This window comes from Sporosarcina sp. FSL K6-1540 (genome assembly GCF_038620285.1).
GTDB lineage: Bacteria > Bacillota > Bacilli > Bacillales_A > Planococcaceae > Sporosarcina > Sporosarcina psychrophila.
In genome coordinates, this window is record NZ_CP152018.1 from 4016992 (window position 1) to 4032479 (window position 15488).

Genomic DNA, 15488 nt, shown 5'->3' on the forward strand with positions numbered 1-15488 from the left:
TTGTCACAAGTCATTTTTCTATTTTAAATCATATGTTCTTTTTTTGAAGACACTTTTCACGAATGCCTCTTTATGGTGATTTAGTTACTTGATAATATGCTTCAAGTAGTTCTTCAACTAGAATGCCATTAATTTTCATACCGGAAAACTCACTTTGTTGTATATCAATATTCTTAAGATTACAGTCAATAAACTTGCTTCCTTCAAGATCGCACCTCTCAAAAGATAGTGGCGCTTTTGTTTCACCAAGATTTGTATCAGTGAAATGAACCCCGCCCAATGTAACCAGCGTAAAATCACTGTTTGATAGATTTAAATCAGCAATCAGAGTATCTCTTAGATTTATGTTTTGAAACTTTGAATGGCTAAGATTGCAATTGTTAAAATGGATTTTCATCAGATTACTATTATCAAATGAACTGCCCGTTAGGTTAACCTGATAATAATCGGTTTCAACCATACCGCAATTTTCATACTGTATGTTAGAAAGGTCTTTATTTTGAACTTGAAAATTCCTAATTTCTAAACTTTGGCTTTGTAAATCTACTCCTAACGAAACACTTTTTTCCGCTTTTTGTAACGGTATTCCTCTTCAGTTTGAAAGGTTTTCTTAAAGCCCAATTTTTCGTAAAAGTAGTGATCATTAAGTTGTCTACTAGAGGTTTCCAGGTCCCAAGTTAAAACTTTAGCGAACGATTCTTCTAATAAACCAATGACTTTTGAGCCTATGCCTTTCCCTTGAAATGAAGGAATTATAAATAAACGGTCAATTCTCCCGTGAGTTTTCCCCGACAATGTAACAACACCACCGACAATCTCTCCATTATAGATAATCTTATAATAATTCAATTCTCTAATCATATATTTAGCAACTTCGATTGAAGCATAGTTTGAAGGTTGGATATTATAATCAATAATATCCTTTTGTTTTGGCAGCCATTTTCTAGCCTCTTCATCAAATGTTTTTTTCTTAATCTTCGTTAATAGTTCCGCATGCTATTGATGCCTTTTCAATAGTTATCATTGGCATTTTTTATGTTCTCCTCCATTTTCTTTTCCCACTTCCATTTTATCATAATAATCCTAATGTTTTATTCAATTAAAGAAAAACACTGCATCCACGTAAAAACGACACGACTATAAGCGATCAATGCTCATAGTCGTGTCGTTTTTAGTTTAGATTAACGTGTAATAGCCGTAATCCTCTTCGTGAAGTCCATCTCAGGATAATATGCTTCTTTTACCAATAAATTAGGCCCTAAGCAGTTAACCGCGGGACAATGGCAACCAATCGTTTTTGCAAGTGGGCGCTCAAGCCAGCGGTCGAGCATTACAGGAAGCGATTCCGTTTGAATATTGCCCATTGGCGGTGTATCACCAAAATCCGTGACAATCACATCACCAGTGAAAATATTGACGTTCAGACGGGATCTGCCATCTGGGTCATTACGTACTGATACGTTTTTACTGTTGTAAATTCGTTTTAACAGCGCCAAATCATCTTCGTTATCACTGCACGCATAAAATGGCAATGTACCAAACAGCATCCAGACATCTTCGTCACGATGATCCAGTAGCTCATGAATCGCTTTCCGCGTTTCATCTAATGAAAGCACTTCAAGCTGAGAAGCGAAATCACTTGGATACATCGGGTGCACCTCATGGCGCGCACATTTCATTTCCTCTACGACTTGTCGATGAATATGTTCTAGATGCGGCAACGTCCGTTTATTCAACATCGTTTCCGCTGAAACCATGACACCTGCTTCAGCCAATGCTCGGCTGTTATCGATCATCCGCTGGAATTGCTCAGCGCGACGCTCTCGAGGTGGTTTACGTTCCATATTAGCGAATCCACCGTCCACGAAGTCGTCAACTGTGCCCCAGTTATGTGAAATATGTAAGACGTCCAAATAGGGTGCAATTGCCATATAGCGGTCGAGTGGCATCGTTAAGTTCGAATTCATTTGTGTACGGACTCCACGTTCATGCGCATACTTTAATAACGGTAGAACATAGTTCTCTACCGACTTTTTAGAGAACATCGGCTCTCCGCCTGTGATACTTATAGTTCGTAATTGTGGAATTTCATCTAGGCGAGACAGTAGCAATGCTACTTGTAATGCGTCAGGATCTTTATGCTGTAACATATACCCGACTGCACAATGTTCACAACGCATATTGCATAAATACGTCGTCGTGAATTCAATGCTAGACAATGTCAGTTTACCATGCTCCTGTACATCCAAGTATGCTTCCCATGGATCGTAAGCAGGCGTCATTTTTTTGAGTGTTGCTACATCAGTTTTCATTTTTTATTAACTCCTATACGTATAATAAGCTACTAAAATAGTATGCACCTCAAGTGGACCTTTCGCAAGGCATAAAAAATACCCTATCCAAGAAATCAATTCGTGGATGGGGTATTTCTACCTCGTCTAGACTTAAGTGCCTCTGAACAGGCGCTTCCGCTTTTGTCTCGTCCAGACTTCCAGCGCCTTGCCCCTCGAGTCACTTCAGTCTTGCTGATAAAGGCAAAGAGCGCCTTTATCTTCAAGCCTTCCAGTGCTAATCGGGGCAGAACAGACGCTTCCGCTTTTGCTGTTACACTGCAGGTTTATTAGAAAACTGGCTGTTGTACAAATCTGCGTAAAAGCCGTTCTCTTCCAACAGCTCGTTATGTGTTCCTTGTTCAATTACCTTCCCTTGATCCATTACGATGATTAGATCAGCATCCCGGATCGTTGAAAGACGGTGAGCAATGACAAAGCTCGTTCTCCCTTCCATTAAGCGGTTCATCGCCTGTTGAATGAGGAGCTCTGTCCGTGTATCTACACTCGACGTCGCTTCATCCAAAATCATAACAGGAGGATTTGCCAGAACGGCACGAGCTATCGTAATAAGTTGCTTTTGTCCTTGAGAAATGTTAGATGCTTCCTCATTCAAGACTGTATCATAGCCCTCCGGCAATGTTCGAATAAAGTGATCGGCATGAGCCATTTTGGATGCAGCGAAAATCTCATCATCCGTTGCGCCCTCTTTCCCGAAAGCGATATTGTCTTTAATCGTCCCATTAAAGAGCCATGTATCTTGTAGAACCATTCCAAAAGTCGTTCGAAGATCTTCACGTGACATATCACGTGTGTCGAGTCCGTCAATTGTAATCTTCCCGCCGTTCAGTTCGTAAAAACGCATTAATAAATTAATCAATGTTGTTTTCCCGGCACCAGTTGGCCCTACAATGGCGACTGTTTGACCTGGGCTCACGTCAATGTTCATATCTTCAATTAACAAATCGTCCCCGTAACCAAAGTCGACTTGTTCAAATGTCACTGTACCTTCTGCACGCGTTAAACTCGCTATTGTAACTTCTTTTATTTCTTCTCCCTCATCAAGAAGTTCAAAGACCCGCTCCGCTGCGGCGACAGTCGACTGAATGATATTCGCGATATTTGCCGTTTGCATAATCGGCTGTGTGAATTGACGTGTATACGTAATGAACGCTTGAATATCCCCGATTGAAATAGCGCGCTGTGTTACTAAAATACCACCAACTACACAGATAACGACATAGCTGAGGTTCCCAATCAAAGACATCACTGGCATGATAATCCCGGAAATGAATTGGGCTTTACGGCCAGCATCATATAATTGTTCATTCACCTCATCAAATTCAGCAACGGACTTTCGCTCATGGCCGAATGCTTTGACGACTTGGTGACCTGTGTACATCTCTTCAACATGGCTATTCAATTGACCAAGCGTACGTTGTTGGGCAGCGAAATGCTTTTGTGACCTCTTCAAAATTGGCCGAATGCCAAACAACGATAGGGGTAAACTGACGAGCGCAATAAGTGTCAACACAGGGCTGATCGTTAACATCATGATAAGAATCCCAACAATTGTAACAACTGATGTGATAAATTGCGTCAAACTCTGTTGCAATGTGCTTCCAATTGTATCAATATCATTCGTTACCCGGCTAAGTGTTTCACCAACCGGGCGGCCGTCGTAATATTTAAGCGGTAGTTTCTTAAGCTTGCCGTTGACGTCTTCCCGTAAATCATACACCGTTTTTTGTGCCACACTCGACATGATGTATTGTTGAATATAGCTAAATAGGCTACTGATGACATATAACCCTGCGAGTAAAAGGAGTAACTTACCGATTGCCTCAAAATCAATTCCTGCACCAGGCACACCTGTGGCCTTGCCATAAGCACCTTCAAATAATTCGGTAATCGCATTCCCCATTATTTTAGGTCCTACAATCATAAAGACTGTACTTAAAATTGCCGCAAAAAATACAGCGATTAATGAATTGCGACGGGGTTTTAAATAACCAATCAGGCGGCGTAATGTACCTTTAAAATCCTTGGCCTTTTTCCCTGTCATCATCATCATATTTCCTCCGCCAGGTCCCATTGGGGCTCCGCCTTGAGGTCGTGACTGTTTTTGTTCACTCATGCGATTTCCTCCTCCGAGATCTGTGATTCGACGATTTCACGATAGACCTGATTATGTTCAAGAAGTTCCTCGTGCGTACCAATGCCGGCAATTCCGCCGTTGTCTATGACAATGATCTGATCCGCATCGATTACGGTACTAACACGTTGTGCAACGATGAGGACAGTCGCTTGCTCCGTTTCATCTTTTAAAGCAGCACGTAAATTTGCATCCGTTTTGTAATCAAGTGCAGAGAAACTATCATCGAAAATGTAAATATCCGGTTTGCGAATTAACGCACGCGCAATGGACAATCGTTGTTTTTGACCTCCTGACACATTCGACCCACCTTGAGAAATAACAGCATCGTAGCCGTCATCCATCCTTGAAATGAAATCTTCAGCTTGCGCAGTACGAGCAGCATGCTCGATTTCAGCTTGCGTTGCATCTTGTTTGCCGAAACGAATGTTTTCAGCAATCGTACCGGAAAAGAGCAGCGCTTTTTGTGGAACGAAGCCGATTTTCGATCGTACTTCTTCTTGTGATGATTCGCGAATATCAACACCATTGACGCGAATCGTACCGGAAGTAACGTCATAAAAGCGTGGAATCAAGTTAATAAGCGTTGTTTTTCCCGCGCCTGTTCCGCCAATAATAGCGGTCACTTTACCCGATTTTGCCGTAAAGCTAATATCCGATAATGCTGGCGCCTCGGCACCTGGGTAGCTGAATGATACACTGTCAAATTCAAGTGTTCCGGGCTCTTTGTCCGCTTTTTTAGTACCTTCATCCAGAAACGTTGGTTGCATCGCAAGAACTTCGTTAATCCGTTTTGCTGAAACAGCAGCTCGAGGTATCATAACAAACATCATCGATGCCATAACAAGTGCGAACATAATCTGCATAACGTATTGTATAAATGCCATCAAATCCCCAATTTGCATGGCACCATTATCAATTCTAAGCCCACCAAACCAAATTACCCCAACAACGGTTAGGTTCATAACGAGCATCATAACAGGCATTAAAAATGCCATCATCTTGTTAACCTTTATCGATACATCAGTCAGATCTTTATTCGCTTTCTTTAAGCGAACCTGTTCTTGTTTTTCACGGTTAAACGCACGAATCACACGAATACCTGTTAAGTTCTCGCGTAAAACAAGGTTTAGCCGGTCCAATCGCGTTTGCACAGTTTGGAACAGTGGTACTCCTTTATAAAGAATAAGTAACACTGAACCGATTAATATAGGCATCGCCGCAACAATAATTAACGATAACTTTGCATCCTTTGAAACAGCCATAATTATACCGCCAACCAGCATAATCGGAGCACTTACGACCATCCTTAGCATCATAATGACCACTTGCTGCACTTGCGTGATATCATTTGTCGTTCTAGTAATCAGTGATGCCGTGCCAATTTCATCAAAATCTTGAAGTGAAAAATTCTCCACATGATCAAATACTTTTCGGCGGATATCCCGACCTAATCCCATTGCCGCTTTTGAAGAGTAGTAACTTGCAACAACAGATGCAATCGCCCCAAGTGCAGCAACTAAGAGCATGATTCCTCCAATCTTCCAAATATACGGGATATCACCAATAACGACTCCTTTGTCGATAATATCCGCCATTAGCGTCGGCAAAAATAGATCCGACATCGATTGAATGAAAACAAGTCCTAATATCGCTAGTACAATCCATTTGTAGACGGATAAATTTTTTAACAATTTTAACATTCCACAGATTCTCCTTGTTCTATAGACTTCCTGACAATCACTTTCTTAAATTAGCAAAGTAACTGTAAAAATAGTGCCTTCATTCAATTTACTTTGTACTTGAATAGAACCATCATGCATGTCGATGATTTTCTTCGTAATGGACAAACCTAAGCCACTTCCACCTAGCATACGATTACGTGATTTATCCACTTTATAGAAGCGCTCAAATATATGCGCTTGATCTTCCTCAGCTATACCCATTCCTGTATCCGCAATGGTCACAACTGCTTCCTGCGCACGCTGATATAGAACTATTTTCAGACTACTACCACTAGGTGTGAACTTGATACTATTGTTAATGAGATTAATCCATACCTGACTCATCAGCTCTTCGTCAGCGATGATTTCCACTTCATCTAATGAAATATCCAACTCCAACGATTTAGCAACCCATTGAGGTTCACAAGATAGAATGATTTCACGAATTTGTTTATCCAAACGATACGCTACTGGCTCAAAAGGATGATGTTGAGATTCTATGGATGTTAGCTTCAGTAAATTATCGCTTAGATTGGCTAATCGCCTACTCTCGGTTTCAATAATCCCAAGATAATGTTCCCGTTCCTTTAACGTTAAATCGCTTTGCTTTAAGACAGTAGCAAAACCACTAATCGAGGCAAGTGGCGATTGGATTTCATGCGAGACATTGGAGATAAACTCTTGACGCATTTGCTCTATTTGATTCAGCTCTACCGCCATCTCATTAATGCTCTCTACTATTTTTCCAAAAGGATGATTCTTTTTATGTTTAAATTGATTCGCCAACTTGACATCATAATCGCCCTTGGAAATTCTTCGCATGGCATCAATCATCATTGTGAAAAAATCCATTCGGCGTGGAGAAACAAACCTCGAAAAAATCCAGCTAGTAAGAATAAAAAGGAAGATCATTGCAAATAGTGTAATCAGCCCTCTAGAGAAGTCACTGATATGCAAATCCCATTTCTTATGAATGAACGAAGTTCCTAAGTAAGCTAGCGACCAGTAGCAAACAGTGACGATTAACCACGCAATTACGGCCGTTCCAATACGCAGCACTTTTCTCAACCTTCTACCTCTAGGCGATAACCTAATCCACGAATGGTGCTAATCTTAAAGGAATCACAGTGATCGGAAAAACGCTCGCGCAATCGATTAATATGCACGTCAACCGTTCGATCTGTACCTTCGTAATCATACCCCCATATATCCTCAATCAACTGCTCCCGCGAAAAGGTTTTACCTGGATAGCTCGCTAATTTAAACAGCAATTCAAATTCTTTCAGCGGTAGCTCCACGTTTCGATTTTCCAAGAACACTTCATATGTTTTGCGATTCATCATCAGTTCGCCTACCTGAACCGTCTGCGAAATTGCAATTCGATAGCGTTTAAGTAGCGCTTTTACCCGTGCAACAAGTTCAGCTGGCTCAAATGGTTTCACAAGATAATCGTCTGTACCCAACTCAAACCCTTTGACTTTCTGTGTCGTATCTCCTTTGGCTGTCAGCATCAGCAACGGGATATCATACTGCTTTCTAATTTCTCGGCATAACTCCCATCCATCCATGTTTGGCATCATTATATCTAATATAACTAGGTCTGCCTTAAATGACTCCAGTGCTGCCAAAGCTTCAACACCATCACATGCTTCAACAATTTCAAGGCCGTCTGGACGTAAGAAAAGTCCGACCAACTCGCGCATATGTGGATCATCATCTACAATTAATACCTTCGCCATGCTTGAACACCTTCTTTCTTTGCTCAACAATTAATTCATTTTAATAGATGCATGTAAACTCAATATAAACAACGGTTATCAAATGAAGGTATTTATTAATTACTAACCCAGTAATATCAGCGTTTAGCGCTTCTTCACATTATACAGCTTTGTAAAAGAAGTGATATAAAACAGGATGGTTGGGGAGGATTTTAAAAAACGCTGATAGGCGCACAACCCATAACGAAAAAAAAACAGCTATCATCTCGATTGAGAAGCTGACTGCTTTTATTGTTCAGCTTTTCAAGTATATTGCTGACTTTATCGCGCACGTCTTCGGATTCTTCTATAAAAACTTCATATTCAATTTACCGATTAAATAGTCTTTCGCCATGTACATCCTTTACAATGACTCCTTATATTCAACAGACGTAACTAATTAATTGCACACACTTGCTTCCCCTTTTGATTCACCATACCGAGTTATTGTTTGTAATATAAATAAAAAACTCATTTCCATAAAGAAATCGAAGTAATTATTTTCCTGTTTATAGCACTGAGTTTAAGTGAACACTATAAGTTCAAACAAAAAAGGGAGTGTTTTTAGTGGATATGAAGGATAAAGTACAAAAAGAATTATCTCAGATTGACGTCGAGAAAAAGGACGAAATTTTAGAAAACTTTAATCGATTCAAACAGTATCTTTCGGAGAAAGTTGAGTTAGGGGAAAACATGGGCTTGAGTGAAGAAAAACTTGCCAAAACTACAGAATTAGTTGCAAATTATCTCGCCAAACACGAAGAGCCCCGCAATAGGGAGGAAAAAATGCTAATGGAACTTTGGAATTCCGGTTCTAAAGAAGCGCAACACACATTAGCGCATATGTTACTGGAAATGGTACGGAAAGCTTAGTAAAACGAGTAGTTCATGTTTATATTAAATAAATGACTGTAATTAATCAAAATGCGACCTATCCGCTAATCTGTGGATGGGTCGCTTTTACTTTATCTTACTTATTTATCGCAACAAGTATATTAACCGCTAACACCCATACAGTTACAGCTGCGGAATATTTTGGACCAGCGGATTTCAATGCAAATAGATGGCCCGTATATGATCTCACGCCCACCTTCAACTAAAGTTCCTTATTAGTTGAAGAAACGATTTGTAAAAACAAACATTATAGGCTCCATTAAAAAATAAAATCAAATCGCCAAGTGTACCAACACAAAAAAACACAACATAATAACTTGCAATCGTGATTTCATTGTTAAACAGTTCTTTGAATGCCTGAATAAACAACGCATTAAACTTAAACTAACTTAATATCCAACCGATTAAAAGAAAACTTACAATCATCATTGCTCTTTCTTGTCCCCTTCTTTAAAACAAATAGATTCGCTATCTTCTTATTCATTTATTATCCATGCTTCAACTAACTTTGAGGCTAACTCTCCGTTTGATGAAAAGCGTTATCCCGAACTTTTCAAGTACTTGTGTAGCCGTTATTTCTACTTCTTCGTTGTTCGACACATCTTCTTTGAAAAAAGTCTCGTCAATACCGGATGAATGTAATTCCTGTACTTTTGCATCCCCAGCTTGTTGATCAAAATCAAGAACGACTACCCATGCACCTTGTTTACCAAATAACGTAGCTGCAGCTGCACCAACAACTGGTACTCTTTCACATTGCCCCTATAATGATTACGACACCTTGACCACCTCCAACACGGAATATAACAAGTCCTAATGACTTACTAGACTATTAAATTCTCTGAAGCAGGATAGTAACAATTACCTCTCCGCAAGATATTTTTAAGTAAATACCGAATTCCCGCTCTAACAACATAAACATGATTAATCAAATAATTAATAGAACAAAATTGCAACTAGTAATGCCGGAATAGCTGATAGAATAGGAGCTATTACGCAAGTCATAAAAACATGTATGTATCCATCTTTATGTGTTAGTCCTGTTACAACTAAAGTCGTTATTACTGCTCCATTGTGAGGTAAGGAATCCAAACCACCAGATGCCATTGCTGCAATCCTATGAATTGCGTTCGGATCTAAGTCTAAATTCACATAAGTCTCTGATAAAGTTTCCATCGCTATCCCTAAACCGCCGGATGCTGATCCAGTAATACCAGCTAGAGCCGTTGTTGCAATATAAAGTGAAATCAACGGACTTCCCGGAACATTTGTCATTATATCTACGAAAATAGCAAAGCCTGATGTTGCCGCAATAACAGCTCCATAGCCAACGTCCGCACTTGTATTAATTAGTGGTAAAACTGCATTCGTTGCACCGATGTTGATTGTTTCTTTTTTCATATCGATATAATTCCAAAAGACGATTGTACAAATTAAAACAGAAATCATTAATGTATATAAGACTTCTATTTTTAATAAGTTTAATAAAACTAATAAAAGTATTGGCGGGGTCATACTTAACATTAAATTGGGTAATTTTTTGTTAGCATACTTATCGATGATTTCCTCATCTTTTTTATCCTCAAGATTTTTCATTGTTGCATAAGTTTCGCCTTTTTTCTCAGACCTATTTAAGGCATATTTTAAATACCAAAGATTAAGCACAAGGACAGTGATGGTTCCTGCAATTCCAATCCATGCTCCCGATGTAACACTAGTGTTTAAATAACTGATTGGAATAATATTTTGAATTGAAGGTGTTCCAGGTAACATTGTCATCGTAAATGTTCCGATTCCAATGAAAAAGGGTGCCAAAAATAAATGCCAAGGTATATCCATTTCTTTGAAAAGTGGTTTAGCAATTGGTAAAACTGCAAAAATAACAACGAACAAACTAATACCGCCATATGTTAAAAATGCACAAATCACCATAATTGAAACCAATACTTTATATTTACTGTTTTTACCTAAAACTTTCAACAATGATTCTGCGATTCTTCTTGCTGCTCCACTGTCATCCATGAATTTCCCAAACATTGCAGCAAAAAGGAAAATTAAGTAGTAATTCTTTGCATAGTTAACAAACCCAGCCATATAGTCATTTTGAAATGTTTCTAAAATTGGCATACCGTTTAGCACTATAACAAATAAGCTGACAATCGGGGCAATAATGATAATTGTAAATCCCCTTAACGCAAGGAATATTAATAAAATTAATGAAAGAACTATCGTAGTTATACTCCACATTCCCATTCCCCCTTGTATATTTCTTTAAGCTAGTACTCTACCCTTTAAATACTCTAGTTCGAAGCGTACTTTCATAATTGATGACTTCAAACCTATGAAAGTGCTCTCTATTACTTGAGTATTTATCACCAACAAGATTAAATTGTTTTTCAACCAAACTGCAGCACAATTCCAATCAGACTGTAGTCTAATTGTAATTTAAGAAGCAATATTCTGTCAACAGGATATTAGAGTACCATTAAAACAATTCCAAAACCCAGTGTTTACTTGAGTATTAATTGCTAAAATGATTGACTTACTATAAAATAACTTTCATAACCAGACCCAAGTACAAATTCAACTGGATTGCAGCCTGATTATGATATAATAGATAATATTCTGACAACACTATATTGGAGTGATTTTTTTGATGAAAAAAGAAAATAAACAAAGTAGAGGTAAAATGACTCAAAAAAGAATTTTAGAAACTGCATTGAAATTATTCACTGAAAAAGGCTATGATAAAGTAACCGTTGATGAAATTTGCGAAAAGAGTGAGTCATCTAAAGGTTCTTTTTATCAGCATTTTTCATCAAAATCAACTATATTTTTAGTGAAATTCTTTGAAGTAGATAACCACTATGCCCAAGTAATAGAAGCTATGCCGGAAGATATCGATGTGTATGAAAAAATATCAATATTTTTTCATGAGGCTTTGTGTATCATTAATGATCAGATGGGAAAGGACTTAATGAAAGTCATTTATAGTTCCGCGCTTGTTTCAAATGACCATACTTATTTCTTAAATAAAGATCGAGAACTAACTCGTATTTTCATATCTTTCGCTGAAGAAATCCAAAGAAACCAACCGATAGATTCTGCTTCTCAAGTAGAGGATTTATTAATGATGATGAGTCAAACAATGATGGGCGTTATATACTATTGGAGTGTTAGCCAAGACGATCGAAAGTTACCTGAGCTGGCTCAATACGTTACAAAAACAATGATCAAAGGTCTGAAAAGTTTGAACGAGGTTCATTTGCCCTAAGTGGATTATCCCCATATTTAAATGGGCACTTACACATCAGAAATTATGAAAGTTTAATTATTCGAGAATGTACCCCTGCAAGCACCCCTTTCTATAAGCCACTATTCGAAGGGAATTTATCAAATAGCTTGGTCCTATTAATTCACTCATACTGCATAAAAAAGGCAGGAATCAGAGGAGATAATCTTCTCTGATTCCTGCCTTTCAATATGCGGTCTATTATTGATTATTCACCTAACCAAAAGAATCGAAACCTTACATTGCGACTGGATTCGCTTCGTTCAATTGCACCTATACAGCCTCAGAAATTCTAACATCTTTTCACTTAAAGAATTCATCAATATAATGAAGCGTTTTAATTTCCTTGTTCTTTTCTTTGGCTTTCACAATTTTAACTACCATATCATTATAGGGGGTTGCAATACCGTATTCTTTTCCTTTGTTACTAACAACTCCGTTTATGTAATTAATCTCGGTTGTTCTTCCTTTCTCCAAATCTTGCAACATGCTTGCTTTCGTGTCACGGTGTTGATCCCAGGTCTTTTTAAAGTAAGGAAATTTACTTAGTATTTCTTTTGGGGTACGATCATTAAACTCCAGAAGTCCGAGATCCTGGTCCTGCATTTTAACTAAATCTATACCTTGCGCGTAGGCTACTTTAATCGTTTCGTCGGCAAGATGTGCAAGACACCAATAGCCCCTAGGATCGTCTAATACCTCACCAAAAGTACAGCCAAGCGCGGCCGACATCCCACTAAAAGTAGCATTCATTAATATTTTAGACCATCTAATGCCAAGCAAGTTATTAGATACTTCAGAACCACCCACATTTTGCAGAATTGCGTTAACTGCTTTAATTCTTTCAGTAACTTCTCCATTCATTTCTCCTATTTCAAAGGCAAACTCTTCTAAAGCCTTTTTCTTCGATGTTAATTCAGTAACACCGGGTTTAATCCATGTCGCTCCAAAACCCACAGCTCCGCCAATCGTTCTATCTTTTCCAATAATTTCTGCTACACTTTCTTCGGGAGCCCCGTTTTGAAGAGTACAAATAATACTAGTAGAATGAAGATGTGGTAAAAGCTTATTTAAGACCTCTTTGTTATCGAATTGCTTTGTTAGTAGAAATAACAAATCGTATTTATCAGTTAAGTCATCTAGATAATAAGCATGCCCATGTGTTTTCACTTGAATAGAGCCTCTTATTTCAGTACCATTTTTTTGCATTGCTATTACATTTTCTTTAAAGCCATCTATTAAATCCACTTCAATGCCTTTTGAGTTTAATAATGTTCCTAACACAGTTCCTATTGCTCCAACGCCTACTATACCAATTTTCATTTTCAAGTCACCTTTCTCTTATAATTAACTTACTATGCAGCATGTTAATATCGTGTCCTATATCTTAACTTCCTTGTGCGAAATCAATTTAGTTATTCCACAATCGTGTTTTTCAAAATACCTAACTCAGTTACTTCTAATTCAACGGTATCACCTGGTTTTAACCAAGATTGTTGGACCCCACTCAATTCTAATAGACATCCTGTTCCAACTGTTCCTGATCCAATAATATCTCCTGGGTATAACGTGGCGTTGATTGACGCCCTTTCAATCATATCTGCAAATGAATAGTGAATATCTTTTAAATTACCTTTGGAAATTTCTTGCCCATTAATTCTCGCCGTCATTGTTAAATCATGTCTATTTTCAATCTTATATTTCTGTAGAGATTCTTTAGTGACAATATACGGACCAATTGACGTCGCAAAGTCTTTTCCTTTTGCAGGTCCTAAACCTATTTTAATTTCCTCCATCTGTATATCTCTAGCCGACCAATCATTGAGAATCGTGAATCCAAAAATATAATCTTCAGCATCTCCAGCTTTAATGTCTTTACCTTGTTTTCCAATTACACAGGCAATCTCAAGTTCAAAATCCAAACACTTTGTAAAAGAGGGATAAGATAATGGTGTTTCCGGACCGATAATCGCATGATGATTAGTAAAATAAAAAGCCGGGGCTTCGTACCATTCTTTAGGTATCTCTTTTTCTAAATTTTTATATGCATTTTTCAAATGCAACTCAAAACTCATAAAATCTCGCACACTTGGCGGTCTTGGAATAGGAGCTAGAAGCTCAGTATCCCCTAGGTTATATGTACCGCTATGCTCTTCTTTTAATAATTCTTTAAGAATAGGGGTATATTTTTCATGGTCTTCAATAAATGTAAGTAGCTTAGAAGGTAATATCCCATCAGATAGCTCATTCATGTCGTAAACTTTTTGACCTTCAATCCATCCAGCTCTTTCTTCACCATTTATGTTTATAAAACTTACAAATTTCATTCTTTATCCCCCTGTTCTTATTATTTTTGTTCAACACCGATCAAGTTATGTGAACTTCTGTTTTTTATTAGAATGAACATCGTATTGAAGCAATTTTACTGCCTTCCAGCAAGCCCGCAACTCCAACTAGTTGAAGGCTTATGAAAGCATCGATCTTCTTGTATATAAACACATTCGCGTTCACTTAAGAGCAGATAATCAAGCCCTCTACAAGAAATTGATATGGAAAAAATGTTTAAAGAAAACTCTATTTACATTATTAGAATTCTATTTTTTTATCCGACGCTAGTGAATTATTTCATACATTTCCAAGGTACGCTTTTGCGACATCTGGATTATTAAGTATCTCTTCTCCTGTACCCTCTAAAACAATACGCCCAGTTTCTATGACGTAGGCACGATCGGATATTTTTAATGCACTATTTGCCATCTGCTCAACCAAAAGCACCGTAACACCCGAGGAATTAATTTGCTTTAAAAGGTCAAAAACCTCATTTACAATGATAGGTGCAAGTCCTAGTGAGGGTTCATCAAGAATTAAAAAGGATGGTTCCGTCATAAGCGACCTTGCAATGGCTAGCATCTGTTGCTCTCCCCCAGAAAGGGTCCCCCCTAATTGCATTTTTCTTTCCTCGAGTCGTGGAAAACGTTCGAAAATCGACTGTATTAGAACATGCGTTTTCTTAGAATCCTTTACAATATGCGCTCCTAAAAGAATGTTTTCCATTACAGTATGTTGAGGAAATATCTGTCTCCCCTCCGGTACTATTCGAATTCCCTTGCGCACTAGCTGATCGGGACGATCATTGGAAATCTCTTTGCCTTGAAAGCAGATACTTCCACCTTTCCCCTTATGAAGTGCAACAATTGTATTGAGAATTGTGCTTTTTCCAGCACCATTCGCTCCTAATATTGTAACGATCTCACCTTGACTTACTTGGAAAGAGATATTATGAACAACTTCAGTTTTCCCGTAGCCTACAGTTAAATTCTTTACTTGTAACATCGT

The 15488-nt window shown here is 38.2% G+C and carries 11 protein-coding genes and 1 pseudogene; 2 read left to right on the top strand and 10 right to left on the bottom strand.

Annotated features, from left to right (window positions below; translation table 11 throughout):
- Positions 1 to 70: 70 nt before the first annotated feature.
- The 6 genes and pseudogenes from MKY15_RS18910 to MKY15_RS18935 all read right to left on the bottom strand — a co-directional run bounded on the left by MKY15_RS18910 (position 71) and on the right by MKY15_RS18935 (position 7948).
- Positions 71 to 1030, bottom strand: a pseudogene (locus MKY15_RS18910) (GNAT family N-acetyltransferase).
- 151 nt (positions 1031 to 1181) lie between these two features.
- The gene (yfkAB, locus tag MKY15_RS18915; RefSeq protein ID WP_067209383.1) at positions 1182 to 2312 is read right to left on the bottom strand and encodes a radical SAM/CxCxxxxC motif protein YfkAB; all 1131 of its coding nucleotides are present in this window, start codon (positions 2310 to 2312) and stop codon (positions 1182 to 1184) included.
- Positions 2313 to 2604: 292 nt separating this feature from the next.
- The gene (locus tag MKY15_RS18920; RefSeq protein WP_187044865.1) at positions 2605 to 4467 is read right to left on the bottom strand and encodes an ABC transporter ATP-binding protein; all 1863 of its coding nucleotides are present in this window, start codon (positions 4465 to 4467) and stop codon (positions 2605 to 2607) included.
- The gene (locus tag MKY15_RS18925; RefSeq protein ID WP_067209387.1) at positions 4464 to 6188 is read right to left on the bottom strand and encodes an ABC transporter ATP-binding protein; all 1725 of its coding nucleotides are present in this window, start codon (positions 6186 to 6188) and stop codon (positions 4464 to 4466) included. The genes MKY15_RS18920 and MKY15_RS18925 overlap by 4 nt, the downstream gene beginning before the upstream one ends.
- A 45-nt stretch (positions 6189 to 6233) precedes the next feature.
- Positions 6234 to 7268 (bottom strand): HAMP domain-containing sensor histidine kinase, encoded by a 1035-nt coding sequence (locus MKY15_RS18930; RefSeq protein WP_231885836.1) that lies wholly within the window; start codon positions 7266 to 7268, stop codon positions 6234 to 6236.
- Between the two features lie 5 nt (positions 7269 to 7273).
- The gene (locus MKY15_RS18935; RefSeq protein ID WP_067209392.1) at positions 7274 to 7948 is read right to left on the bottom strand and encodes a response regulator transcription factor; all 675 of its coding nucleotides are present in this window, start codon (positions 7946 to 7948) and stop codon (positions 7274 to 7276) included.
- Between the two features lie 591 nt (positions 7949 to 8539).
- Between MKY15_RS18935 and MKY15_RS18940 the strand changes: the two genes are divergently transcribed.
- A complete protein-coding gene (locus MKY15_RS18940; RefSeq protein WP_067213947.1) occupies positions 8540 to 8839 on the top strand; it encodes a DUF3243 family protein in 300 nt (99 codons plus the stop codon).
- A 957-nt stretch (positions 8840 to 9796) separates the two neighbouring features.
- Here the strand turns inward: MKY15_RS18940 and MKY15_RS18945 are convergent.
- On the bottom strand, positions 9797 to 11107 hold the full coding sequence (locus tag MKY15_RS18945; RefSeq protein ID WP_342538239.1) for a GntP family permease: 1311 nt from the start codon (positions 11105 to 11107) through the stop codon (positions 9797 to 9799).
- Positions 11108 to 11516: 409 nt separating this feature from the next.
- On the opposite strand from MKY15_RS18945, the gene MKY15_RS18950 reads away from it, so the two are divergent.
- Positions 11517 to 12134 (top strand): TetR/AcrR family transcriptional regulator, encoded by a 618-nt coding sequence (locus MKY15_RS18950; protein WP_255428695.1) that lies wholly within the window; start codon positions 11517 to 11519, stop codon positions 12132 to 12134.
- 321 nt (positions 12135 to 12455) lie between these two features.
- On the opposite strand, the gene MKY15_RS18955 is transcribed toward MKY15_RS18950, so the two are convergent.
- The 3 genes from MKY15_RS18955 to MKY15_RS18965 all read right to left on the bottom strand — a co-directional run bounded on the left by MKY15_RS18955 (position 12456) and on the right by MKY15_RS18965 (position 15485).
- Positions 12456 to 13475 carry a 2-dehydropantoate 2-reductase gene (locus tag MKY15_RS18955; protein ID WP_342538240.1) on the bottom strand — a complete coding sequence of 340 codons (1020 nt, stop codon included), beginning with the start codon at positions 13473 to 13475 and terminating at the stop codon, positions 12456 to 12458.
- A gap of 92 nt (positions 13476 to 13567) precedes the next feature.
- On the bottom strand, positions 13568 to 14479 hold the full coding sequence (locus tag MKY15_RS18960; RefSeq protein ID WP_067209406.1) for a fumarylacetoacetate hydrolase family protein: 912 nt from the start codon (positions 14477 to 14479) through the stop codon (positions 13568 to 13570).
- Between the two features lie 298 nt (positions 14480 to 14777).
- Positions 14778 to 15485, bottom strand: a complete 708-nt coding sequence (locus tag MKY15_RS18965; RefSeq protein WP_067209409.1) for an ABC transporter ATP-binding protein — start codon at positions 15483 to 15485, stop codon at positions 14778 to 14780.
- Positions 15486 to 15488 lie beyond the last annotated feature (3 nt).

Excerpts from the sequence above, each read along its gene's own strand:
- MKY15_RS18940 (WP_067213947.1), top strand. The coding sequence starts at position 8,540 with ATGAAGGATAAAGTACAAAAAGAATTATCTCAGATTGACGTCGAGAAA.
- MKY15_RS18955 (WP_342538240.1), bottom strand. The coding sequence starts at position 13,475 with ATGAAAATTGGTATAGTAGGCGTTGGAGCAATAGGAACTGTGTTAGGA.
- MKY15_RS18920 (WP_187044865.1), bottom strand. The coding sequence starts at position 4,467 with ATGAGTGAACAAAAACAGTCACGACCTCAAGGCGGAGCCCCAATGGGA.
- MKY15_RS18965 (WP_067209409.1), bottom strand. The coding sequence starts at position 15,485 with ATGTTACAAGTAAAGAATTTAACTGTAGGCTACGGGAAAACTGAAGTT.
- MKY15_RS18950 (WP_255428695.1), top strand. The coding sequence starts at position 11,517 with ATGAAAAAAGAAAATAAACAAAGTAGAGGTAAAATGACTCAAAAAAGA.
- MKY15_RS18945 (WP_342538239.1), bottom strand. The coding sequence starts at position 11,107 with ATGTGGAGTATAACTACGATAGTTCTTTCATTAATTTTATTAATATTC.
- MKY15_RS18935 (WP_067209392.1), bottom strand. The coding sequence starts at position 7,948 with ATGGCGAAGGTATTAATTGTAGATGATGATCCACATATGCGCGAGTTG.
- MKY15_RS18960 (WP_067209406.1), bottom strand. The coding sequence starts at position 14,479 with ATGAAATTTGTAAGTTTTATAAACATAAATGGTGAAGAAAGAGCTGGA.
- yfkAB (WP_067209383.1), bottom strand. The coding sequence starts at position 2,312 with ATGAAAACTGATGTAGCAACACTCAAAAAAATGACGCCTGCTTACGAT.
- MKY15_RS18925 (WP_067209387.1), bottom strand. The coding sequence starts at position 6,188 with ATGTTAAAATTGTTAAAAAATTTATCCGTCTACAAATGGATTGTACTA.